This is a genomic window from Flavivirga jejuensis (genome assembly GCF_030540765.1).
GTDB lineage: Bacteria > Bacteroidota > Bacteroidia > Flavobacteriales > Flavobacteriaceae > Flavivirga > Flavivirga jejuensis.
Window position 1 is genome coordinate 579,902 of record NZ_JAUOEL010000003.1, and the last position, 26,032, is coordinate 605,933.

Consider the following 26,032-nt stretch of genomic DNA (forward strand, 5'->3'; position numbering starts at 1 on the left):
CTATGCGAATACCATCTGATTACTAACTAACAATAAATATAACACAGATGAAAACATTGAAGCAAACCGTTCTTACATTGTTGTGTATTATAGCATTCACCGCTTGTAAAAACGAAAACAAAGAGATCCCAACGAGTTCAAAACCTGAACAAGTAACACCTGCAACAGAAAAAACTGGCCAAGCTTTTATTAAAGATGATGAAGGGAAACCAACCGTTTTACATATTGCCATTGACTCTAAAGATCATACGACTTTGGTCGCGGCAGTTCAAGCAGCATCGTTAGAGAATGCTTTAGTAAATGCAGGACCGTTAATGGTATTTGCTCCAACAAATGAAGCATTTGCATCTTTACCAGAAGGCACTGTAGAAAACTTATTAAAGCCAGAAAACAAAGACGCTTTAGCTAATATCTTAAAATACCACGTAACCCCTGGAAACTATTCAAAAGATTTTCTTAAAAAATTTAAAAAACTAGGACAAGCTAACAACGGCTATGTTAAGGTAGAAGTTGTAGATGGTGAACCGCTAATTGGTGGTGCTAAAATTATTGCGAGTATCCCAGCAGGGAACGGTATTGTACATGTAATTGATAAAGTATTATTGCCTACAGAATAATAAAAAACACTAACTAAATTAAAAGACAATGAGAAATATTTTAAAATCAACTGTTGCTTTATTAAGTGTTCTTGTAGCATTTACAAGCTGTGATACGGCATCAAAATCTAACTCTGGAGCACTTTCTAGTAGTGCAGCAGAAAAAGTTTATGTCGCTCCTGGAGAACATGACGAATTCTACGCCTTTATATCTGGTGGTTTTAGTGGACAACTTTCCGTTTACGGATTACCATCTGGACGTTTATTTAAAGTAATCCCTGTATTCTCTCTAGATGCAGAAAAAGCTTATGGATATAACGAAGAAACAAAACCGATGCTAAACACGTCTCATGGTTTTGTGCCTTGGGATGATTCGCATCACCCAGACATTTCCCAAACAAATGGTGAAATAGATGGGCGTTGGGTGTTTATTAATGGTAATAACACACCTCGTATTGCAAAAATAGATTTATCGACTTTTGAAACTACAGAAATCATTGAAGTTCCAAATAGTGCTGGTAACCACAGTTCTTCTTTTGTAACTGAAAATTCGGAGTATGTTGTTGCAGGAACTCGCTTTTCTATACCAATACCTCAAAAAGATATGCCTATAAAAGATTATAAAAGCAACTTTAAAGGCGCTTTATCTTTTATTTCTATAGACCCAAAACACGGTCATATGGATATTAAATTCCAATTAATAATGCCTGGTTTCGATTATGATTTATCGCATCCTGGTCGTGGTAAATCTCACGGTTGGTTCTTCTTTACTACTTATAATACCGAAGAAGCGAGTACTCTTTTAGAAGTAAACGCCTCTCAAAATGACAAAGATTTTATTGCCGCTGTTAACTGGAAAAAAATTGAAGACTATGTAAATAATGGTGGTGGTACTATGATGCCAGCAAACTATGCACATAATGTATATGATGAAGCTACACATTCTGCAACATCAACTATGAAAAAAGAAGTACGTGTTGTAAATCCTTTAGATGTTCCTGGAGCTGTTTACTTCTTACCAACACCAAAATCGCCACATGGTTGCGACGTCGACCCTTCTGGCGAATATATTGTTGGTAACGGAAAACTATCGGCTAATTTAACAGTGCATTCTTTTACTAAAATGCTAGCCGCCATTGAAAACAATAAAGTAGCTGGTGATGCTTACGGCATTCCTATCTTAAATTTCGAAGATGTATTAGCTGGCGTTGTAGAACAACCAGGTCTAGGGCCTTTACATACAGAATTTGACGGTAAAGGAAATGCCTATACGACCTTCTTTATTTCTTCTGAAGTCGTAAAATGGAAATTAGGAACTTGGGAAGTTGTAGACAGACAACCTTGTTTCTATTCAGTTGGTCACTTAATGATCCCTGGAGGAAACTCTCAAAAACCATTTGGAAAATATGTGTTAGCAATGAATAAGATTACTAAAGACCGTTATTTACCAACAGGACCTGAAGTAACACAATCAGCCCAGCTTTACGATATTTCTGGGGAGAAAATGGAATTATTATTAGATTTCCCAACAGTTGGAGAACCCCATTATGCCGCTGGATGCCCTGCAGATCTAATAAAACCACGTTCTAAAAAGCTTTTCAAATTAGAAGACAATAAACATCCATATGCTACTTTAAATGAAGCAGACACAAAAGTTGTTAGAGATGGCAAAACAGTTCATATTTATATGACCACGATTCGGAGTCACTTTGCGCCAGATAATATTGAAGGAGTTAAAGTAGGAGACAAAGTATATTTCCATATAACAAATTTAGAACAGGATTACGATGTACCTCACGGTGTAAGTATTATTGGAGCTAATACCTCAGAATTACTAATTATGCCAGGACAAACAGAGACCTTCCTATGGGAACCTAAACAAATAGGAGTATGGCCTTTTTATTGTACAGATTTCTGTTCTGCATTACACCAAGAAATGCAAGGATATGTTCGCGTATCTCCAGCAAACTCTAACACACCATTAAAATGGTCGCTTGGTGAAGATATTGAATAGATAAATAATATTAGGGGAATTTTGTTTTAGTGTTTATTTCCCTATTTAAAAAGGCGAGAGTAATTTATTTCGCTCTCGCTTTTCTTTTTAAAATACTAAAATTCCTGCGAAGGCAAGAACCTTAAAAACATTCCACTAATTAACATTTAAATGTTTAATGTTCTTAGATAAGGCTAATACCCTAAAGAATAATAGTATAACTTAAAACGAGATTCTCGTTTCCACGAGAACTTTAACAGATGAAAAGATCAAATATCATCATGCTTATCGCCGTGTTATTGCCACTGGGGTTATTCTTCTTTCCTCTTTGGAAAATAACACTAGAAGCACCACAATACCCTACGCCATTAGGTATGTATATTCATATTAATGATTTTTCCGATGTACACCCACATGACATTAAAAACATTAATTTAATGAATCACTATGTGGGAATGAAATACATTCCTGAAGCGATCCCAGAATTTAAGATCTTCCCTATAGGAATTATTATTACATCTTTTATAGGCCTAATAATTGCTTTTAAAGGCAATTATAAATGGTTCCTGTTTTGGTTTATTTTAATGATCGTTTTAAGCAGTGCAGGTCTCTATGATTTCTATCTATGGGAACACGATTATGGTCATGATTTAGATCCTAAAGCCATTATGAAATTCACAAACCCAGATGGGAGTGTTATGGGCTTTCAACCCCCTCTTTTTGGTAGTAAAGACATCCTAAATTTCAAAGCACATTCTTATCCACGATTAGGTGCGCTCTTCTTAGGACTTGGAATTGCTGCTTCCTTCATAGCCTATTTAACTGGAAAGAAAAACAAACAAAAAAACTCATCTTAATCAAGTCTTTCCTTTTGGGAAGGGTTTAAGATGGGATAAAACACTAAAGCATGCAAACACTAAGATACTATTCAACAATAACATTATTGCTGCTATTCTTTAGCTGTAATGTTAAACCACAAGCCATTGATTACGGAAATGACAGTTGTCATTTTTGTAAAATGACTATTGTAGACAAGGTTCATGCGGCCGAAATTGTTACAAAAAAAGGCAAGACCTATAAATTTGATGCTACAGAATGCATGATCAATTTCATAAAAGAATTTGACACATCAAAAATTCAACTTTACTTATCGAACAATTATAAAGAACCAGAAGTTTTAATAGACGCCACACAAGCAACATTCTTAATAAGTAAAAACATTCCGAGTCCTATGGGTGCATTCCTATCAGCTTTCAAATCTCAAGAAGACGCTAAAAAAACTCAGGAAGAAAAAGGTGGAATATTATATAATTGGGAAGCATTATTAGCACATTTAAAAGGCTAATCTTATGAAAAACACATTGCTTTTTTTCGCTGCCATTTTAATGGTCTACCCTATATATGCTCAAAATATTGAAGTTTGTAACACATGCGTTGTTTCAACTTTAAAAAAGGCCATTTCAATTGCCAAAGATTTTGACACTATTCGGATAAAAAAAGGCACTTACAAAGAGCACAATATTTTGGTTGACAAACCTTTAAGCATTATTGGTGAAAATTACCCAGTAATCGACGGTGAGCTAAAAGGTGAAATTATAACGATTGTTTCCGATAATGTAACCGTAGATGGCTTATTTATTATAAATGTAGGCACTAGTTATACCGAAGACTATGCTGCCATTCGGGTAAGAAGAAGTAAGGATTTTGTAATTCAAAATTTAGTTTTAGAAAAGCTGTTTTTTGGAATTTATATAGAAAAATCACGAGACGGAAAAGTGTTTCATAACAAGATTATTGGAGACGCTATTCAAGAATATAATTCTGGAAATGGGATTCAATTATGGTATAGTAAAAATATTGAAATTGAACACAATTATGTACAACATGTACGTGATGGTATTTATTTAGAATTCTCTGATGATTGTTTAATTAAGAATAATGTTAGCGCAGAGAACCTACGTTATGGCTTACATTTTATGTTTTCTAACAACGATATCTATCAGGATAATACGTTTGAAAAAAACGGTGCTGGTGTAGCCGTTATGTTTTCGAAAAAAATAAAGATGTTAAATAACACTTTTAAAGAAAACTGGGGAACAGCATCTTACGGTATGCTTTTAAAAGAAATAAATGATGCTGAAATTATAGGAAATACTTTTGAAGAAAACACCATAGGTATTAACATAGAAGGTTCCAACCGCATCATCTATAAAAACAATAATTTTATCAATAACGGATGGGCTATTAAAGTCCGTGGCGCCTGCTATACTAACAGTTTTACAGAAAATAACTTTCTCTACAACTCTTTTGATATTTCATATAACAGTAAGATAAATGATAATGTTTTTAATAAAAATTACTGGACTAGCTATACTGGTTACGATCTGGATAAAAATGGTATTGGTGATGTGCCATACAGACCCGTAAAGTTGTTTTCATACATTGTAAACAGAACACCAGAAACCATTATTCTGTTACGCAGTTTATTTATTGATATTATTGATTTTTCCGAAAAAGTCTCACCAGTTTTCACACCCGACAACTTACTAGACAAAAACCCATTAACAAAGAGGATAACATGGTAAGCATTGAAAATTTACATAAAAAATTTAATAAAAATGTTGTGCTAAACGGCGTTGACTTAAACATTAAAGAAGGGGGGATTTTTGCTATTCTTGGACCAAACGGATCGGGAAAAACAACACTTATTAAATCTATTCTGGGTATGGTTATTCCAAATAAAGGGACTATTAATGTGCTTGGGAAAAACATTAAAAACAGTTCCAGTTACAGACATAAAATTGACTACTTACCGCAGATTGCAAATTTTCCTAGCAACTTAAAAGTTAAAGAACTTATTAAGATGATAAAAGATTTACGAGGCCATACCAATGAAGACCAACGTTTAATCGAACGCTTTACGCTAGAGCCCTTTTTAGATAAAAAACTAGGCAATCTTTCTGGTGGAACTAAACAAAAAGTAAATTTGGTTTTAACCTTTATGTTTGATAGCCCTCTAATTATTTTAGACGAACCTACTACAGGCTTAGACCCTATTTCGCTCATCCGATTAAAAGCGTTAATCCAAACAGAAAAAACAAAAGGAAAAACCATTCTAATCACCTCTCATATTATGAGTTTTGTTGAAGAGGTTTCAGATGAAATTGTATTTCTTTTAGAAGGACAGATTTACTTTAAAGGTTCTATTTCAGAATTAAAAAACAAAACCAATCAACCAGATTTTGAACACGCCATCGCATCCATTTTAATAGAAAATCATGCTTAAAATACTAAGATATAGTTTTTTCGATTTAATGCGTAGCCGTTGGAGTTATGTCTATTTTGCTTTCTACTTATTATTAGGAATCGTTTTACTATTTCTTAATAACGATTTATCAAAAGCAGTCATTACATTAATGAATGTCATTATCGTGCTAGTCCCTCTCATAGGAACCATTTTTGGTGTGATGTATTATTATAATTCCAAAGAATTTACAGAACTATTATTAGCACAACCCTTAAAACGCTCGTCCATATTTCTAGGACAATACTTAGGCGTCGCCATCTCTTTATCCATGAGTTTAATTTTTGGCTTAGGCATCCCATTTATTGCGTATGGTTTATTCAAATCGAATGCCATTTGGGATTTCTCGTTACTACTTATTACAGGAACATTTTTAACGCTCATTTTTACAGCATTGGCTTTTAATATCGCACTCACCAACGAAAATAAGATTAAAGGTTTCGGATATGCCATATTACTTTGGCTGTTTTTAGCCATTATTTACGACGGCTTGTTTTTAATGTCTTTGGTATTGTTTGAAGATTACCCATTAGACAAACTATCTTTAGTTGGCACCATGCTAAACCCCATAGATTTATCCCGAACACTCATTTTGTTAAAATTGGATATTTCAGCATTGTTAGGATATACTGGAGCTGTCTTTAAAAAATTCTTTGGAACCAATTTCGGACTCATTATATCTTTTATAATGCTAAGCATTTGGGTTGTTTTACCTGTATTGCGAATTGTAATAAAATCGAAAAAGAAAGACTTTTAGTTAAACTAAAAATTACATGTAACCATTAAAAGGCAATAAATATAAACACGCAAAATTTATGTCTGCCTTTTATAGTATTAGTATTCTTTTTTAAATATATCTATTTATTATCTATACATTAACATTTGTCACATCAAACCACAATAACTTGTTTCGTTCTAATAATATTAATTATAATAAAAACAATTCCGATAGGTAATAACAAACTAAATAGAAACAATAGCAGGTAATAGTTTGGTAATAACCCTAGTTTGAAATAAAACATGAACCCTTGAATACCTAAGATTAATTCGGTAAAAATAAAACCGAAAATAAAAATGAAGACCCCTGCATTTAAAATTCTGTTGAAGGTTACCAATCGACTTTGTAATATGTAGGCAAACAAAAACCCAGAAATAGCACCCAACATGACTAAATGGATAAATCCAATTATAAAATTGCGATGCTGATAAACTCCAGTTGAAAATTCAGGGAATAGCGATAATAAACCTAAAACTGTTTTTAATACAAAAAAAGATATCGCAAAACCAAGTGTGACATTTATAAGTTTTGGTTGCTTCTTAAAAACGCCTTGTAGTTTTGGATGTATCAGTTTAAAAAAGAAAAACAACATCACTATTTGAAGAAACACCCCAATACCATTAATATATAACAACACATCATGAGGTGCAAACCATTGTACTGGCAAAGCTAAAGTTAAGATTGTTGAAGCTATCAATACCCAAAAAAAATATTGAAATTGCTTAGAATTCTGAATATGTAATACATGAAAAAGTATAGCAAAAACGGCTATTAAAAACCAACCATTAAACTGAAAATGTAAAAAGAATTGTATTGCGATTTGATAAAATGCTGAAGCCTGACCAAGTATTGATACAGCAGGACCTAAACACCAAACGCCAACGGTAGACAAGAGCATAAACAAAAGAGAAGCTCGTAGTAAATAACGGGTTACTAACGAATCGGCTTTTTGATGTTTCCAGATAAGGTAAACAAAATAATAACTACAGAATATATGCAATGTAGAAAATGATATAGAAACAACGGCATAACCTTGCAAAGGAAAACTTAGCATCATACCAACAACAGCAAATTCTGTAACCCAAAATAAACGATTGTATATAGCCCTTTTTTCAGGAACAAAATAATGTACAAAAAGGGTAAACAACATAAGGTAAACCCAACCCAACATGGCCACATGAGAGTGCGCATGTGTTAAAAACCTATAATTAAAAGATATTGAGTTAATATGCGTATATCTTAATACCAACCCCATTAGAGCAGCTATCAGGAAATTAATTAAACATGTAATTACAAGTTTTTTTGGCATAAAATTTATTTCTCTTATTTAAAAGATAAGTTCGGTTTAAATAAACAAATTTAACCTATTAATTGGTTTGTTTTATCATTCCTTCCTTTCGTCTTCGCTCAAGATAAACTATGGCGGGCATCCACTTAGAAAGTACTAAGTTAGACATCTAAGATACCACATCATCCAGAGGCATTCCGACAATTGTCGGAGTCGAAGAATCTCACTTTACTTTATCAAACAAAAACTAAAAATCCATATAACTACTACATTTATATACTTATTGGTAAATAAAAATAATTTCCAGATTCTTCAGTCGTACCCCCCCTGTCTGCCGATTCTTAGGTAGGCTTCTGGATGATGGCAACTCCATTTTTGCTCAAAAGGTTCGTGTTCATCCTATGTTTGCAAAAGGTTTGTTCATTCAGAAGGAGGTACGACTGAAGAATCTATAGAAATTAATTATAAAGATTCTTCGCTGCGCTCTGAACAAACGATTACAAATTAATTTAGAACTCACTATTAACCAAACTGTTTCTCTAATTTAATGGCCTCTGGAAATAAAATATTATTCTCCAAATGAATGTGCAAATGCAAATCTTTTTCAAATTCCTCTAACATGGCATAAGTAACCCTAAAAGTATTACAAGCATCTGCAGGCGGGTTGTAGTTGTTTGTTAATTCTGCAATTTCTCTAAAACGTACTCCTTCATTATCATGCTCTTCCTTCATCATGGTTATTGGATTCTCTACGGTTCTAAAATGAGGCGCTTGTATTCCTGATTGGCTAATAGTTGCATGAATCATTTTTTTAATAAATGGAAACAGAATTAATTCTTCCTTTTTCATATGTGCAGCCAACTCGCCTGCAGACGCTTTAAAGTGTTCATTGATTTTAATTAATTCAGGATGTCTTTCTCCATGAACTTTACAAAGCTTGTCCAAAAACTGAAGTAACACAGGCACTTTCTCTGCAACATAGCGATGGTGTTTTTTTTCAATATAATCAACCAACAAATCTAATGGCCATGATTTATAATCTATGTTCTGCTCCGTAGTAGCACTTAAAACCTTCTGAAGTTTATCTAATAGTTCAGATGTGTTTATACCATTTTTATCGCACACCTCTTCCACTGTTCTATGTCCGCGACAACAAAAATCGATACCATAGTTACTAAAAATTGCAGCCGTTCTAAAATCTTCGGCAACAAATTGTCCGATTTGTTTTTGTGAATCTTTAAGTATTGTTTCCATAATAATTATTTTAATTCGGATAATTTTATCCTATTTTTAGTTAATTTTTTTTACATTTTTAAAAATGATGCTCCCGACTTAATATTAAGAGCCAACTCCTCAAGATTCGTATTTTCTAACATAAACTTTAATTCTTCCCTAACAGACTTAAACTTATGGTGAACCGGGCATGGATGATCTTCATCACAAGTATCAAGCCCTAACCCACAACCACTATAAATAGAATCACCATCAATAGCGTTTACTATATGTGATAATTTTATTGAAGATATTAACGTTTTTTCAATTTCGAAACCACCATGAGCTCCTTTTATAGAATTGATAACATCATGCCTTACCAAATCCTGAAGAATCTTAGCAGTAAATGCCTCGGGGGAATTAATTTCTTTGGCTATACCTTTAAGGCTAACACGAACTCCCTTATAAGAACTAAGCGCAATAAAAATTGACGCTTTAATACCATATTCACAGGCTTTAGAAAACATAATTGATTATAATTTGATACAAAAATAAGTGATTTTTTTAATTAGGACAAGACTATCCTAATTAAAATTGTTTTTAAACCATACTTTTTGCCATTCGCGTTTAAGGATTAAAAAAGACACGGCTTCCGACAACTCTAATAGATCATCTCCATTTAAGGCTTTAACCTCTTTTTCGGGAACATCAATAATATAAAGCAGATTCAAATATTCGGTGAATTTTTCTTGAATTAACTTATAAACCGCTTCGTGGAGTATCAATTTCAAACTTGAAGGCAGCACTTCTTCATGAAAATCTAAATCGAGATTAGCTAAAAGAAAATCTTTATTAAGTTGAATAATTAATTTTTTATATAAACCTAATTGATTGGCTTCTTCAATTAGATTTTCGAAAGTAGTAGGTAATTTCATTAAACGTTTCTATTCATTAAGTCAGTACCAAAATCATATAAAAGTGTTTTTTTCTCTTCAGAAATATCTAAGGATTCTAAAACCAAAAAGGCTTTATTGGTATAATTTTTTATTTCTTCTTGAGTGACGTTTGATGCTCCAGAAGTATTAAAAATTTGCTTAGCTATACTAATTTTGGCATCATTATTCTTAGGGGTTGTATTAAATAAGTCCCTTAACTTGAGTTGATCTTCTTTACTAGAAAACTCCAAAGCTTTTAAGTATAAATAGGTCTTTTTGTTTTCAATAATATCACCGCCAACCTGCTTTCCAAATGTTTCTGGATTCCCAAAAGCATCCAAATAATCGTCTTGTAACTGGAAGGCAACACCTAAATGTCGTCCAAATTCATAAATACTATTTTGATCAGCCTCAGATGCATTAGCAACAATAGCTCCCATTTTCATAGCTGCTCCCACCAAAACAGCAGTTTTGTATTCAATCATTTTTAAATACTCTGGGATAGTAACATCGTTTCTGGTTTCAAAATCAACATCATATTGCTGACCTTCACAAACCTCTATCGCCGTTTTGCTAAACAATCTTGCTAAAGCTTGAAACGTATTGGCTTCATAATTTTCGAATAATTGATACGCCATAATCAACATAGCATCTCCAGAAAGAATCCCTCTATTAATGTCCCATTTTTCGTGTACAGTTTCCTGTCCGCGGCGCAAAGGAGCATCATCCATAATATCGTCATGAACCAACGAGAAATTATGAAAAACTTCAATACTTAATGCAGCATCTAAAGCTTTCTTATAATCGCTATTAAAAATCTCGGCAGTCATTAAAGTTAAAACGGGGCGCAACCTTTTACCCCCCAAGCCTAAGATATATTGAATAGGGATATATAGATTTTCAGGTTCCTTAATAGTGGCATATTCTTCTAAATATGCAACAAACTCTTCTTGATATTTCTCTATTGATAGCATTTAGCAAAAATAAAGGAATTCATCACATTTAAAAGCCTAATACAAATGATATGTTAAATAATTATTAAAACTACAGAAACTTTTTAGGTTTCTAAAGTTTCCTTCACTAGTTTTGTGCCTGATTATGAGAGACAAAATATTATTAGGCGCAACAGATTTATTCTTAAACTATGGTTTTAAGAGTGTTACCATGGATGATATTGCTAACAACCTGGGCATATCTAAAAAAACTATTTACCAGCACTTCGACAATAAAATTAAGTTAGTCGAAGCCTGTTCTACATGCTTGTTCGATTTTATATCACAAGGTATAGACAACATTTGTTCTTTAGGAAAAAACCCTATTGAAGAAACTTTTAGTATTAAACAATTCGTGATGGAACATTTAAAAGATGAAAAATCCTCACCCCAATACCAATTACAAAAATATTACCCAAACATATTTAATACTTTAAAAAACAAACAATTCGAGATCATGCAAACATGTGTTATTGATAACCTTAACCGAGGCATCGATCTTGGGCTTTATAGAAAATCGATACATGTTGAGTTTATTTCAAGAATTTATTTCTCACTCATATTAGCAATAAAAGACAAAGAGTTATTTCCCAATAAAGACTTCACCATGCCAATGCTTATGGAAAACTATTTAGAATATCATTTAAGAGGCATATGTACTCCTAAAGGATTAGAATATTTAAACAAATTTATAACATCAAATCAATCATGAAATGAAGAACAAACTAATTTTAATATTTAGTTTATTATGCTCTATTGCCATGTTTTCTCAAGAAAACACCAAAAGTTTTTCTTTACAAGAAGCCATAAACTTTGCATTAGAAAATAATAGAACTGCAAAAAATGCTACACGAGATATTGAAGTAGCCGAAAAACAAAAATGGGAAACCACAGCAACAGGACTTCCACAAATAAGTGCTAATATAGATTATCAAAATAATATAAAACAACAATTTGACGCCATAGATTTTGACCAAGATGGTGTTATAGATTTCGGAGCTAAACAATCTGTTACTCCTTCAATACGAGTGGATCAATTACTTTTTGACGGGTCTTATTTAGTCGGATTGCAATCTGCAAAAGTATTCCTGGAAATTTCTGAAAATGCCAAAGAAAAAACCGATTTAGAGATTAGAAAAGCCGTTGTTAATGCATATGGCAATGTTTTACTCGCTGAAGAGAGTGTTAAGATTTTAGAACGCAACATAGCTGTCTTAAAGAAAAACCTTGACGAAACTACAAAAATTTATGAAAATGGTTTAGAAGAAGAGGAAAGTGTAGAACAGTTACAAATTACATTATCTGGAGTTGAAAGTAATTTAAGCAATACATCACGCTTAAAAACTTTAGCTTACCAAATGTTGAATATTACTTTAGGTACAGATATAAATTCTAAAACTGTATTAACTGATAATTTAGAAAGTTTAACAACTCAAAACATTACTTTTGATCTTCTTAATGCTGAAGATAAGGTTGAAAACAATATAGATTTTAAAATTGCAGAAAACGATAAAATTTCTAAAGAACTTCTTTTAAAATTAGAAAAAAGCAAAGCACTACCAACATTGAGTGCTTTTGCAAACGCTTCTTATGTTGGAAATAATCAAAATTTTAAATTTTTAGATAGTAACCAAATTTGGGCAGGAACTGCTGCTTTTGGAGTTAGTATGAACATCCCTATTTTTAGTTCAGGAAAAAGAAGCGCGTCAACACAACGTGCTAGAATTAATCTTGAAAAAGCCAAAGAGGATCTAACAGAAACGCAGCAAAAATTAAAACTTCAAATAGCATCAGCTAAAAGCGATTATCAATTTGCTATTGAAGATTACGACAACAAAAAACAAAATTTAAATCTGGCAGAACGTATCGAACAGAAAAATCAAACTAAGTTTTTTGAAGGTATTGCTTCAAGTTTTGAGTTAAGACAAGCGCAAACACAACTGTACAGTTCTCAACAAGAATTTTTACAGGCTATGCTTGATGTTATAAACAAAAAAGCTGAATTAGAAACCGTATTAAATAAAGTTGATTAGTTTATTGTTTAAAGTTTAAAAAAAATAAAGATGAAAACATATTCTTTCGAAAAATTATCCGTTTGGCAAAAATCAATAAAATTAGCTGTTAAAACATATAAATTAACAAAGTTATTCCCTGACGATGAACCCTTTGGATTAATTAGTCAAATGAGAAGATGTACTATTTCAATTTCATCAAACATTGCAGAAGAAACTGGAAGACATTCAGCAAAAGACAAAGCAAGGTTTACAGAAATAACCGCTATGCTTGATGACCTATATAAATCACAATCAAAAATAAACTCATAAACAAAATCAACCTATTAAACTCAATTAAAAATGAAAAATATATATTCACTAGTAATCGTAACACTACTTTTAACTTCTTGTGGGAGCGATAAAAAAATGTCTGTTGAAGATATTATAGCTTCTGGAAATTTAGAGCAAATAAGACAAAAGAAAACGGAGTTAGATGCTTCTGCTCAAGAAATTTCTTCACAATTAAAACAATTACAATTAGAAATTAAAAAACTGGATCCACAGGAAAGAGTTCCTTTAATAACAGCCTTTGCTGCTAAAGAAGGTATTTTCAATCACTTTGTAGAATTGCAAGGAAATGTAAGCACAAAGAAAAACCTTGTAATATACCCAGAGTATTCTGGAACCTTAGCAAGAGTTTACGTTAAAGAAGGACAGAAAGTAGTTAAAGGACAAATGTTAGCAAAAATTGATGATGGCGGATTAAGCCAACAAGTAGCACAACTACAAATTCAAGCTGAGTTAGCAAAAACAACTTTTGAGCGTCAAGAACGCTTATGGAATCAGAAAATTGGTAGTGAAATTCAGTATTTACAAGCTAAATCTAACTACGAAGCACAACAAAGAGCCGTTAATCAATTACAACAACAAGTTGGAAAAACAGTTGTTCGCGCCCCTTTTTCTGGTACTATAGACGATGTAATTTCAGAGCAAGGAAGTGTTGTTGCTCCTGGTCAGTCTCAGCTTTTTAGAATTGTAAATCTTCAAGACATGTACATTGAATCTGATGTGCCAGAACGTTATATTTCTAATATAACACCTGGAAAAAATGTACAGGTAGAATTTCCAATACTAGGAAAAAAGATAGATGCTGAAATTCGCCAAGCTGGAAACTTTATAAACCCAGCCAACCGAACCTTTAAAATTGAAGTAGCTGTTTCAAATAAAGACAAATCTATTAAGCCTAATTTAACAGCGAAGCTTAAGATTAATGATTATACAAACGAAAAAGCGATACTAATACCACAAAGTATTATTTCAGAAAATGCAGAAGGTGATCAATATGTATATACTGTGACCAATAAAGTTGAAAATAAAGCAAAAGCGAAACGTGTTATCATCACAACAGGAAAAACACAAGGCGATGACATTGAAGTTCTTTCTGGTTTATCAAATGGAAGTGAGATTATTGATGAAGGTGCTAGAAGTGTTAAAGATGGACAAGATATAAAAATACTTGTTGTAGAATAAACTTGTCATTCCTGCGAAGGCAGGAATCCATTTTATTAAAATTCAGTTTCTAAATATTAGATTCCTGCCTTCGCAGGAATGACAAAAAATAAAGAACTAATGAGTAAAAATAAAAAACAAAAGAACGTAGATAAGGAGTTTGGTTTATCATCATGGGCCATTAATAATAAAACAACCATGTATGTTTTAATTACTTTAATCTTGTTTCTTGGAGCTGGTGCTTATTTTAGTATGCCAAGAGAGAATTTCCCAGAAATTAAGGAAACCAAAATCTATATTAGTTCCTTGTATCCAGGAAATACCGCCGAGGATATTGAAAAACTAATAACCGACCCTATTGAGGACAAACTTAAGACAGTTAGTAATGTTATTGAAATCACCTCAACATCTCAAGAAGACTATTCTATTATTGTTGTAGAATTCGATGAGAATATTACGGTTGAAGCTGCAAAACAAAAAGTAAAAGACGAAGTAGACACGGAAACTTCAAGTGAAGATTGGCCAACATTTAACGGTGCCAAAGTAGAACCTAATATTTTCGATTTAAGTATATCTGAGGAAACACCAATCCTCAATATTAATATCTCTGGAGATTACCCGGTTGATAAATTAAAGGAATACGGAGAATACCTTGAAGACGAAATTGAAAGCCTACAGGAAATTAAGCAAGTTGATATTCGTGGGGCTCAGGAAAAAGAAGTAGAAGTAGCTGTAGACATTTATAAAATGATGGCTGCTCAGGTTAGTTTTCAAGATATTACCAATGCCATTAGCAATGAAAACATGACCATGTCTGCAGGTAATTTAATTACTAGCGGACAAAGACGTACTATTAGAATTATTGGTGAAATTGATGACCCTGATGAGCTTGAAACCTTTGTTGTAAAGTCTGAAAAGGAGCACCCTATTTATTTAAAAGATATTGCTCAAGTTTCCTTTAAAGATGAGGACAAAACGACTTACGCAAGAGAATTTGGAGCACCTGTTGTGATGTTAGACGTTAAAAAACGGGCAGGAAAAAACATGGTAGCTGCGGCAGAACAAATAGAGGTTATTATTAAAGAGGCTATTGCCAATGTATTTCCTCCAGACTTAACAGTTACTGTAGCAAATGATCAATCTTCAAAAACCATTGGACAGGTTGATGACCTGGTAAACAATATTATCTTTGGTATTATTCTCGTGGTTACTGTTTTAATGTTCTTTTTAGGATTTAAAAATGCCTTGTTTGTTGGGTTTGCAATTCCAATGTCTATGTTTATGTCGCTTATGATTTTAAACATGTTGGGGTATACCATGAATACCATGATTCTTTTCGGACTTATCATGGGACTTGGAATGTTGGTTGATAATGGTATTGTCGTTGTAGAAAATGTATATCGCTTAATGAGTGAAGAAGGTATGAGTCGTATAGAAGCGGCTAAAAAAGGGATTGGCGAAATCGCATTTCCTATTATCATATCTACAGCAACCACCGTAGCGGCCTTTATACCCTTAGGTTTATGGCCTGGCGTTATGGGACAATTTATGATTTATTTTCCTATTACCTTGTCGGTTGTATTAGGTTCCTCGTTGTTTGTGGCTATCTTCTTTAACTCTGTTATGGTATCTCAATTTATGACTACTGAGGATAAAGACATGCCTTTAAAAAACATTATCAAAATTTCCGCGATAGTTGGGGGTATTGGCTTACTCATCATGCTTGTTGGCGGAAGCTACAGAGGTTTGGGAACCTTAATGATCGTAACTGTTATTTTACTTTGGTTATATCGTTTATTTCTAAGAGGTTGGGCTAACGGATTTCAAAATAATGTGCTACCTAAGTGGGAACGTTTTTATGAAAAATCACTTCGCGCTGCATTAAGTGGAAGAAAACCAGCATTTATTGCCATCGGAACATTTGTTCTACTCATCATAGCCTTTATGGGATTTGGAGCATCTGTTGGAAGTCAACGTACCAAAGTTGAATTTTTTCCAGATAATACGCCAAATCAAATTATAGTATATATAGAATATCCCGAAGGAACAGATATTAAAAAAACCAATGCTATTACAAAAGATATAGAAGAGCGTGTTTATAAAATTATAAACGAAGAAGCTTATATGCATGGTGATTATAACTTCCTGACAGAAAGTGCCGTATCTCAAGTTGGAGAAGGTGCTGGAAATCCACAAACAGATGGAGGGTCGCAAGCAGAAATGCCACATCGTGGTAAAATAACGGCGACCATGCGTGAATATAAATATAGAGATGGTGCCGATAGTAATGTCCTTCTTAAAAAAGTACAGGAAAACTTAAAAGATATTTACCCTGGCGTTGCTATTTCTGTTGAAAAAGATGCTGTGGGACCTCCGGCAGGTTATCCTATAAATCTTGAATTAGAAGGAAACGACTATTCAGAACTTATAGCAACTGCTGAAAAAATGCGTGATTTTATAAATTCGAAAAACATTCAAGGTATAGACGAATTAAAAATCGATGTAAATAAATCGAAACCATCTATGCAGGTTCAGGTGGACAGAAAAAAAGCAGGAGAATTAGGTGTAACCTCTGGACAAGTAGGGCAACAATTGCGTAATGCTATCTTTGGATCTAAAGCTGGTATTTACAAAAAAGACGGTGAAGATTATGATATTTATGTGCGTTTTAATGAAGAAAACAGGTATAATACCAGTGCTATTTTCAACCAGAAAATAACATTTAGAGACCCTGCCAGCGGGCAAATAAAAGAAGTTCCTGTTTCTACCGTTGCTAAACAAAATAACACCTCTGGATTTAGTGCCATAAAACATAGAGATGTAAAACGTGTGGTAACCTTATACTCTGCTTTAGCACCCGGGTTTACTGATGCCGGAGCCATTGTTTCAAAAATTCAAAATGAGATGCAAAGTTTCACAGAAAAACCTGCTACGGTTAAAGTTGATTATACCGGACAAATAGAGGAGCAAAACAAACAAATGGCCTTCTTAATGGGAGCGTTCTTTACAGGTTTAGGTTTAATTTTCTTTATTCTTATTTTCCAGTTTAACTCCGTATCTAAACCGGGTATCATTATGCTTGCTATTTTCCTGAGTTTAATTGGTGTATTTGGTGGTATTGTCGCAACCGGTAGCGCCTTTGTAATTATGATGACCATGATGGGTATTATATCGCTGGCAGGTATTGTTGTAAACAACGGTGTGGTACTCTTAGATTATACACAACTTTTAATCGACAGACAAAAAATAAAACACAATTTAGAAGATGATCAATACCTTGAAACTTCTGATTTGTTAGAAGCTATTATAAAAGGTGGAAAAGCGCGTTTACGCCCTGTACTGTTAACAGCTATCACTACTATTTTAGGGTTAATACCACTAGCAACAGGATTAAACATTAACTTCTTTACTTTGTTTAGCGAGTTCAATCCGCATATTTACATGGGAGGTGATAATGTTATTTTCTGGGGGCCTCTTGCATGGACCGTTATTTACGGATTATTTGTCGCTACGTTCCTTACGCTAATTGTAGTACCAATACTATTCTATTTAGTAACTAAATTTAAAATGTGGTTATATAACAACAGAGTAGCTAAATATTCTCAAAACGAATTAAAAGAAGGTCTTGAATATGAAGGGAAACAATTAGATTAATTTCCAATCGAACTAAGACAACTTGAAATGTAACTATTACAATAATCTTTTACTTTAGCAAAGGGTTAATAGCAGAAAAGCCTCAACGTTATGTTGAGGCTTTTCAATTTTATTTAATTATGAGTTATACCAATTTAACTTATAAATCGGCATAAAAACATTATAGTCCCTCACTTTGAGGAATTGGAAATTCACTAGGCACAGGTGATAAATCACCAGCTCTATCATGATCTTGGTTTATATCAGTAAGTCTTCCAAAGCGTCTCATATCAATCCAACGATGACCTTCTCCAAAAAGAGAATATCTTCTTTCAAATATAATCCGATCTTCATCTACAGTTCCTGAAACAACTGGCAATAATCCAGCAGCGCTTCTTACAGCATTAATCGCATCTGCTGCCCCATCTGGATCAGACACCATACTCGCTTCTGCATATAATAATAGTAATTCCTCATTTCTTATTATTCCTACAGGAGCTGTACTAGATTGATATATCCATACATCATATGCTCCAGCCATACCAGCAAGTTCTAATTGAACAGGAAAGTTTGAACGAGCAACAACCTTATCTAATCTATTATCTCCAGCCTCAAAGGCAGGTGCAGAAGGATCTTCTATAAAATCGGGATAAGCTATCGCAGCCCCTGTATCACCAGAATTCAAAGCAATAAATAATGGGTTTAACACATCTGCTCCTGCCGCAGAATATCGAAAATAAGCACCCGAATTCATATCACCATTCATATCCATAAAAGAATCTGCTAGAGCACTTAAAACTCCAGCCGAATTTCCTTGATATGCTGCAACTCTAGCTGCAATCGCTCTATTAAATTCTGAATAAGAAACACCTAAGGTATTAGGAGAAACATCTCCTCCAGTAGTAAGATCTGTAAAGCCCGAATCTAAAAGTCCCATAATAGTAGTTAAGGCAGTATCATAAGTTTCAAAAGGGCCTAAATTATCAGGATTTGCCACATCTGTACGTATCCCATTTTGATATACCAAGTTTAAAACCGACAATAATTCATGAGCTTTAATGGTATTAGCAAATCCTCTAATAGCGGCTATTTCATTTGCTGAAAAAATTGTAGTAGTGCTTTCTGCTTCTAAACTTTCTAATAGAATATTACATGCCTTAACAGTAGCGTACCTTGCAGTATACGGTCTATTTATAAAAAATGACGCATTACTCAACAATCCAGCAGCTAATTCTGTACCCCATCCTGGGTCAGAACTTTGAAGATGCCAATATTCTCTCCCTAATACAGATAATACATCTCTTTCTGTTTCCATGTCAACTCTCATATCTGATAATATCCCAGCAACCACCTGTGGAAGTTCAGGTCTTGAAAGTCCTTCAGAAATTGAAGTAATTTGAGGTCCATTTAAACTTTCCCCTTCGTTAAGACTACAAGAAAAAGTTATACCCAATACAATGAGTATGCTCAAAAATTTTATTTTATTTGAAATTTTCATATTATTATTTTTTAAGTATTAAAGTCCAACAGATAAGTGAAACATAAATCTTTTAGATGATGGAAAAGGTGCTACCTCAATTCCTATACCTGCCGCTGCTGAACCAAAGTTTGATACTTCTGGGTCATAACTATCATAATCAAAAATATTGATTAAGTTCCGTCCTGAAAGTCCCACTTTTATATCGGAAACATTGCCATTAAACCATTTCTTTATGTTATTGCTAGGAATGTTATAATATAAACCAACCTCTCTTAATTTTAAATAGCTAGCATCTTCGATGTACGCATTTGTACCATTCCCTAAAGAATTAAGTCTAAACAACCCATTTACAGTGGCACCAGTTGGATCTAAACTAGTACTGTCAAAATCATGACTAGTTCCCGAATCATCTGTAAGAAGACGTGTTAAATTAACATTTTCTCCGCCTTGTTTCCAATGCCAGAAAAACGATAAAGTAAAATCTTTATATCTAAGATTATTATTAAAAGACATTTGGAAATCTGGCTCTGAATCACCCATCACAACAGGCATACCATTAGCATCATTTCCAAATATTGCTGTAGCACTTTCACCTTCTACAATTCTAAAGGTTCCTAAACTTGTTCTGAACCCTTGCGTGTTAAATGGGTTTACATCCAATCTAGTAATTTCAGATTCGTTTTTAAAGAAAATAATTCCAGTATCCCAAGAAAAATTTTCTTCCTCAAACACTTTTCCATTCAATGCTATTTCAACACCTTTATTTTCTAATTCACCAGCATTTGCCCAACGAAATGAAAAGCCAGAAGACCCCTGGTTATCGGCAGAAAGAATTAAATCCTCCACTGCCTTTTTATAATAAGTAAATTCTAAAGACACGCGTTTATTAAATAACCCCAAATCAAACCCCAATTCTAATTCTTTTTGACGTTCTGGTTGAATTGTTGGATCTCCTAATGTATTAGACGTTACGATTCCTACATTACCTCCAATTAATGTGTTTAAGTAACGAGTAAACAAGGCACCATTAGGCGCAAAATTCCCAGCTTCACCATATGCAGTTCTAAGTTTTAATTGCATAGATTCAGGCATCGTAAATAGATTGTGTAAATTAGCTGCTATAGATACTTTAGGATAATAAAAAAGTTCATTAGCATCACCATTGTTTGATGATTTATCTCCCCTTATACCTAAAGTTCCTATAATTTTATCTTGATAATTCACTTCTTCTTGAACGAAAAAACCAAAATCCTCCTGCACTAGTCTAGTTTGTGAGACTCCTACATTTGTGGATTGATCTACATTTGATTCTGAAGCTATTAGCCCATTTGAAGTCACTCTAATCGTATTTTGATCAAATTGGTTATTAGTTACCCCTGCCTGAGTTTTAAAATTAAGATCGTTATCCGTAGTATAATTATGAACTAAAAAAGCAGAATAATTAGCATCGGTATTTTGAGTCGTTCCATCTGATGTCAATCCATCCAATCCCAATGAACCAGTTACTGGATTCATAAACTGTAATTCTCTAGGAAAAAACACTGTTGTTCTTAATGTATAACTATCAAATCCTGCCTTTAAAAACAATTTTAGGCTTTGTTTATCTGTACTAAATAAATTAATATCTAAACCTGATCCAGCAATAATCCGGTCTACTGATTCATTATTAGTAATCACATCACGGGTATGTATTGGGTTTGAACTTCCTGTTAAATTATCAGGATAAATACCATTAACTGGAAAAAAATCATCCCATGGTCTAGAAAATAATTGTGTCACTCCAATTGTAGTTCCACTATTTTCATTATTAAAAAACCCTCTATCTGCACTAGAATTTATATAATTACCAGTTAAAGACAATTTAATATCATCCGTTATTTTGTGATCCACATTTACTCTAAATGACTTTTTTTCAGCGCCTGTATTTTTCACAATACCATCTTCTTCGTTGCTAGTAAAACTACTAAAGAATGTTGTTTTTTCATTTCCCCCAGAAACACTTAGATTGGTGTTCGTAATAAATCCTTTCTCTCCATAAATCTCATCTTCCCAATCAACCAACTTACCTGCGTTTTGGGCAGCAGTAAATAAAGCACCTGCACCTGTTCGCCCTCCAATACCAGCACCAGCAGCATTTCCATTCTCGGCTAAATCAGCTGTCCATTTTCTTGTACCTAATAGGTTAATGGCTTCATTCCAACCTAAAGCTTGCGTAAATTTAATTTTTGTTTTTCCTTGCTTACCTCTTTTAGTAGTAATAATCACCACACCCGCAGCAGCACGAGCTCCATAAATGGCAGAAGCAGAAGCTCCTTTTAGGATCTCAATATTCGCAATATCATCAGGATTAATGTCTGCAATTCTGTTAGATGCATTATCTTGAGAATCAACAGAAGTTGCTCCACCACCTGCTGCATCAGAAACTTCATTTAATCCACCTGCAAAAATACTATTGTTGTTTACATACACCCCATCTATAATATATAGAGGTTGTCCATTAGCATTAATAGAGGTTACCCCTCTTAATTTTACAGACATTCCACCACCAGGAGCACCAGATGCTGCTGTTATTTGAGCTCCAGCAAATTTACCAGCCATTGCACCATCTAAAGTTTGTGGTGGTGTTCTACCCACCAAGTCATCAGCAGAAACAGATGCTACAGCATTCGCAGCATTACTTCTCTTAATTGAAGATGCTAATCCTGTAACTACCACTTCTTCTAAAGATTCTGCCGACTCTTGTAAAGTAACATTTACTGTTCCAGCCTCACTCACTACTTTTTCAAGCGTTTCAAAGCCTAAAGAAGAAATCTTTAATGTAACAGGAAAACTGCTAACATTTAAACTATAACGTCCATCAAAATCTGATATCGTTCCAGTACTTGTTCCTTTAATAATAACATTTGCCCCAGCTAAAGGCAAATTTGTTTCTCCGTCTGTTACTGTTCCTGAAACCTGTTGCGAGAAAGCAATTACAGGAATAAAAAACAACAAAGTCAAAAGTAATTTGATTTGTAAAAGTTTGTTCATAATATAATTATTTGAAATTAGTCAGCTTAAATATCTTAAAAAAATATGAATATTCATAAATATTACGCCTATAAATTAATAATTTAATAAAAATGAACGCGTGTTTTTAAGAATATATCAAAAACTAGAACAAACACTACAAGCCCCATGAACATCTTCATGGGGCTTATAAATATTTTTTTTATATGGATATTCTTATTTCAGATTAAAGCTAAGTCTGGCAAAAAGAAAACGACCACCAATACCAAATTGCTGAGAACGTCTAGACCAATCAAAACGACCACTGCTTCGGTTAGCTTCAATCGCTCTATCTGGATAAATGTCTAAAAGGTTATTTGCTCCAATAGTTACTGTTAAACTTTCTGACGCTTTATAACCAAAAGACAAATCGGTAACAAGTTTAGAACCAAAAACTTGTTGATTCGCAATGTTGGTAGTGGCCTCGGAAACTTCACCAAACCAAACATTCCTTAAGAATATATTAAACTTACCAGTTGTTAAACTATTCGTTAAATTTAGTTTAGTTCTTGGCACTGCTTCTTCTAGATAAATCCTACTATCTTCTGGGAAATAAGTATTTACCAAACCAGCATCTTCTAAAACCTGAGATGCTTTAATAGGTCCTACTTTTTTCGTTTTAGAGAATGTCCCCGACAAATCAGATTTTAATCCCGTTTTGGTACCAATATTCGCTTTATGTGTTAATACAATGTCTAATCCTTTTGACTCTGTATCTATAGCATTGGCAAAAAATGACGCTGCCGAAGCATTCGCTTGGGATAATAAATTATCTAACTCTGTTCCTGTTCCAGGGCCTGCAAACTGACCTGTATAAACCACTCTATCATCAATCGCTACAAAATAACCATCAACAGTAACGGTTAAATTAGCATCAGGTAATTTAGCCGTAAATCCTAAACTGATACTTTTAGATGTTTCTTCTTTTAATTCTGGAATGCCTAAAAGGTTTGCTGCTCTACTATCATTTGAAAAGGTTCCTACCTCAACAGGGATACCATCCTGAAATATTGTAGACGTAGAATTAAAGTTTAACTGATGTAAAGAAGGTGCTCTAAAACCTGTATTTAATGCAGCTCTAATATTAACATTTTCACTAGCTTTTAATCTAGTTGCTAACTTAAAGTTAATGGTTGAACCAAAATCTGAATAGTTTTCAAAACGGGTCGCGAAGCTGACTAAAAACGTTTCAGAAAAATCTGCTTCTAAATCGAAATACCCTGCAATACTACTTCTATCTCTAGATAACTCATTAGCAGGACTAAATCCTGGAAATACTTGAGAACCTCCTGGTCTTCCTCTTTCAAAAAAGTCACTTGAAGGAACTTGAGTTGGCAAAGTGATTAACTCTCCTTCGCTTGTATATTGACCATACGATGCTTCTTCACCAGAAACAATTTCATAATTCTCTAATCGATACTCAGCACCAAATGCTACGTTAAAACCATTAAAGATATCGTCATAAAATTGATTGATATCTAAATTAACTGTATTCTGTGCAAAATTAAATCCCCCTGCATCAAATGTTGTTGGTGAAGCATTTTGTCTTGATGCGTTAAAGGTATTTCCAATGGTGTATAGAAAGGCATTTTTCCCCCAAGTATTACTCAAATCCACATGCCAATTATTTATTTTACCTTTAATTCCTACTGCTAAAGACTTGTCTGTTATAGTTGAATTAATTTCTGGCAAAAACCCATTTATATATGCAGGTGTATAGGTTCTACTCTGATTTGGTAAACGATAAAACCCTGCAGAGTTTCCTTTTCTGGAACTCGTCCCTGCAAAAGAGTATAATTCTGTACCATTATCATCTAAAGGCAATGATAAGTTAGCAAAGAAACGACCACCGCGAACTTGGGACTGACCAACGCGCATATTAAAATCGCTACGAACTAAATTTCTTGCTGCTAACTCTGCAGTTGTATTATCTGCACTTAAAATGCCCTGTAAATCTGCTTTAGTTGCCAAAGGATCTAAACCTAACCCCGCAGCATTTCCATATTGAATAACATCGGAAACATCATCATCTAACAAATCTGATAAATTATACCCATCATTATTAGCAAATCTTTCAACCGTATTATAAAGATTAAAAATATCTCCTTCCCATTCTTTCATTCTACTATAATCCTCTCTATAATCAAAATCACCAGTAAAATTAACAAAGCCCCCTTTGTCTCCTAAAGACACGCCATAATTTGCACTCACATTAATTGTTTCACCATCTACACCTCCTGTTTGATCATTCGCATTTTTAGCAAAATGAGCTCCAGTGGTCACATTTAAAGTAAGTTCATTAACATTATCGTTTAAAACAATATTAATAACTCCTGCAATAGCATCAGAACCGTATTGAGCTGCTGCCCCATCCCGCAGAACCTCTAATCTTTTAATAGATCCTGAAGGGATTGCATTTAAATCAGTACCAACACTACCACGGCCAAAAGTTCCATTAACATTAACCAAAGATGAGTTATGTCTTCGTTTTCCATTAATTAAAACAAGTACTTGATCGGGGCCTAAACCTCTTAAAGAAGCTGGATCGATATGATCCGTTCCATCCGAAATTGTTTGTGTATTTGATGTAAATGAAGGTGCCACAAAATTTAAAAGTTGATTTAAATTAACTTGTGGTCCTTGCGATGTTAGTTCAGAAATGTTAATAACATCAACTGGAACTGGTGTATCGACAGCAGTTCTACTCGGGTTTCTCGATCCAATTAATATAACCTGATCTAAAGCAACACCTTCCTTTAAAGCAATAATCACCTTTTGAGAAGAAGACACAGTAACTTCCTGAGTTTCATACCCTACCGAGGAGGCTACCAAAGTTACAGGAAAGCCCTCTGTGTTTAAAGTAAAGTTTCCATCAAAATCTGAAATGGTTCCTGTACTAGTTCCTTTAATAATAATATTTGCCCCAGCTAAAGGCAAATTTGTTTCTCCGTCTGTTACCGTACCTGAAACCTGCTGAGAAAAAATCATTGCAGGCATAAAAAGTAACAAAGATAGAAACATCTTAAATTGTAAAAGTTTGCTCATAATGTCATTTTTTTGAATTAGTTTCCTTAAATATGCAAAAAAAATACGAGTATTCACACAAATAAGACATGTAAATTCATAATTTAATAAAAAATACTATTGAATTTTAAGAATATAACAAAGTGGTTTTTATTTAAATCTTTGCAAAAAAGGTTATACTACAAAGTAATATCTTCATAAATTTGCAATCTGTTTAATGCATTTTACGATTGTTTAATTAACTTG

At 33.5% G+C, this 26,032-nt stretch carries 20 protein-coding genes; 12 read left to right on the forward strand and 8 right to left on the reverse strand.

What is annotated here, in order from left to right:
* The first annotated feature begins 47 nt into the window (after positions 1-47).
* The 7 genes from Q4Q40_RS11040 (at position 48) to Q4Q40_RS11070 (ending at position 6,650) form a co-directional block, all read left to right on the forward strand.
* Positions 48-617 (forward strand): fasciclin domain-containing protein, encoded by a 570-nt coding sequence (locus Q4Q40_RS11040; protein WP_303301850.1) that lies wholly within the window; start codon positions 48-50, stop codon positions 615-617.
* Positions 618-645: 28 nt separating this feature from the next.
* Positions 646-2,610: a Sec-dependent nitrous-oxide reductase gene (nosZ, locus tag Q4Q40_RS11045; RefSeq protein WP_303301851.1), complete on the forward strand. Its 1,965-nt coding sequence runs from the start codon at positions 646-648 to the stop codon at positions 2,608-2,610.
* Positions 2,611-2,849: 239 nt separating this feature from the next.
* Positions 2,850-3,446, forward strand: coding sequence for a hypothetical protein (locus Q4Q40_RS11050; protein ID WP_303301852.1), 597 nt, complete (start codon positions 2,850-2,852; stop codon positions 3,444-3,446).
* Positions 3,447-3,496: 50 nt separating this feature from the next.
* Positions 3,497-3,934, forward strand: a complete 438-nt coding sequence (locus Q4Q40_RS11055; RefSeq protein WP_303301853.1) for a nitrous oxide reductase accessory protein NosL — start codon at positions 3,497-3,499, stop codon at positions 3,932-3,934.
* Between the two features lie 4 nt (positions 3,935-3,938).
* On the forward strand, positions 3,939-5,174 hold the full coding sequence (locus Q4Q40_RS11060; RefSeq protein WP_303301854.1) for a nitrous oxide reductase family maturation protein NosD: 1,236 nt from the start codon (positions 3,939-3,941) through the stop codon (positions 5,172-5,174).
* The gene (locus tag Q4Q40_RS11065; protein ID WP_303301855.1) at positions 5,168-5,875 is read left to right on the forward strand and encodes an ABC transporter ATP-binding protein; all 708 of its coding nucleotides are present in this window, start codon (positions 5,168-5,170) and stop codon (positions 5,873-5,875) included. Before Q4Q40_RS11060 ends, Q4Q40_RS11065 begins: the two co-directional genes overlap by 7 nt.
* Positions 5,868-6,650: an ABC transporter permease gene (locus tag Q4Q40_RS11070; RefSeq protein ID WP_303301856.1), complete on the forward strand. Its 783-nt coding sequence runs from the start codon at positions 5,868-5,870 to the stop codon at positions 6,648-6,650. Before Q4Q40_RS11065 ends, Q4Q40_RS11070 begins: the two co-directional genes overlap by 8 nt.
* Positions 6,651-6,783: 133 nt before the next feature.
* Here Q4Q40_RS11070 and Q4Q40_RS11075 read toward each other — a convergent pair whose 3' ends face one another.
* The 5 genes from Q4Q40_RS11075 to Q4Q40_RS11095 all read right to left on the reverse strand — a co-directional run bounded on the left by Q4Q40_RS11075 (position 6,784) and on the right by Q4Q40_RS11095 (position 11,080).
* Positions 6,784-7,980, reverse strand: coding sequence for a hypothetical protein (locus Q4Q40_RS11075; RefSeq protein WP_303301857.1), 1,197 nt, complete (start codon positions 7,978-7,980; stop codon positions 6,784-6,786).
* Positions 7,981-8,481: 501 nt separating this feature from the next.
* The gene (gene ric, locus Q4Q40_RS11080; RefSeq protein ID WP_303301858.1) at positions 8,482-9,213 is read right to left on the reverse strand and encodes an iron-sulfur cluster repair di-iron protein; all 732 of its coding nucleotides are present in this window, start codon (positions 9,211-9,213) and stop codon (positions 8,482-8,484) included.
* 50 nt (positions 9,214-9,263) lie between these two features.
* The gene (locus tag Q4Q40_RS11085) at positions 9,264-9,698 is read right to left on the reverse strand and encodes an RrF2 family transcriptional regulator (protein ID WP_303301859.1); all 435 of its coding nucleotides are present in this window, start codon (positions 9,696-9,698) and stop codon (positions 9,264-9,266) included.
* Positions 9,699-9,755: 57 nt separating this feature from the next.
* Entirely contained in the window at positions 9,756-10,106 is a 351-nt protein-coding gene (locus Q4Q40_RS11090; protein WP_303301860.1) for a hypothetical protein, read from the reverse strand.
* Positions 10,106-11,080 (reverse strand): polyprenyl synthetase family protein, encoded by a 975-nt coding sequence (locus tag Q4Q40_RS11095; protein ID WP_303301861.1) that lies wholly within the window; start codon positions 11,078-11,080, stop codon positions 10,106-10,108. Before Q4Q40_RS11095 ends, Q4Q40_RS11090 begins: the two co-directional genes overlap by 1 nt.
* A gap of 124 nt (positions 11,081-11,204) precedes the next feature.
* Between Q4Q40_RS11095 and Q4Q40_RS11100 the strand changes: the two genes are divergently transcribed.
* From Q4Q40_RS11100 to Q4Q40_RS11120, 5 genes are all read left to right on the forward strand, one after another.
* A complete protein-coding gene (locus Q4Q40_RS11100; RefSeq protein WP_303301862.1) occupies positions 11,205-11,810 on the forward strand; it encodes a TetR/AcrR family transcriptional regulator in 606 nt (201 codons plus the stop codon).
* A 1-nt stretch (position 11,811) separates the two neighbouring features.
* Positions 11,812-13,131 carry a TolC family protein gene (locus tag Q4Q40_RS11105; protein WP_303301863.1) on the forward strand — a complete coding sequence of 440 codons (1,320 nt, stop codon included), beginning with the start codon at positions 11,812-11,814 and terminating at the stop codon, positions 13,129-13,131.
* 30 nt (positions 13,132-13,161) lie between these two features.
* A complete protein-coding gene (locus Q4Q40_RS11110; RefSeq protein ID WP_303301864.1) occupies positions 13,162-13,422 on the forward strand; it encodes a four helix bundle protein in 261 nt (86 codons plus the stop codon).
* A 30-nt stretch (positions 13,423-13,452) separates the two neighbouring features.
* Positions 13,453-14,622, forward strand: coding sequence for an efflux RND transporter periplasmic adaptor subunit (locus tag Q4Q40_RS11115; RefSeq protein WP_303301865.1), 1,170 nt, complete (start codon positions 13,453-13,455; stop codon positions 14,620-14,622).
* Between the two features lie 99 nt (positions 14,623-14,721).
* Positions 14,722-18,255 carry an efflux RND transporter permease subunit gene (locus Q4Q40_RS11120; protein WP_303301866.1) on the forward strand — a complete coding sequence of 1,178 codons (3,534 nt, stop codon included), beginning with the start codon at positions 14,722-14,724 and terminating at the stop codon, positions 18,253-18,255.
* A 160-nt stretch (positions 18,256-18,415) separates the two neighbouring features.
* On the opposite strand, the gene Q4Q40_RS11125 is transcribed toward Q4Q40_RS11120, so the two are convergent.
* The 3 genes from Q4Q40_RS11125 to Q4Q40_RS11135 form a co-directional block, all read right to left on the reverse strand.
* Complete coding sequence (locus tag Q4Q40_RS11125) at positions 18,416-19,732, reverse strand: RagB/SusD family nutrient uptake outer membrane protein (protein ID WP_303301867.1); 1,317 nt, start codon at positions 19,730-19,732, stop codon at positions 18,416-18,418.
* Between the two features lie 18 nt (positions 19,733-19,750).
* Complete coding sequence (locus Q4Q40_RS11130) at positions 19,751-22,744, reverse strand: SusC/RagA family TonB-linked outer membrane protein (protein WP_303301868.1); 2,994 nt, start codon at positions 22,742-22,744, stop codon at positions 19,751-19,753.
* A gap of 195 nt (positions 22,745-22,939) precedes the next feature.
* Positions 22,940-25,807 carry a TonB-dependent receptor gene (locus tag Q4Q40_RS11135; protein ID WP_303301869.1) on the reverse strand — a complete coding sequence of 956 codons (2,868 nt, stop codon included), beginning with the start codon at positions 25,805-25,807 and terminating at the stop codon, positions 22,940-22,942.
* Between the last annotated feature and the right edge of the window lie 225 nt (positions 25,808-26,032).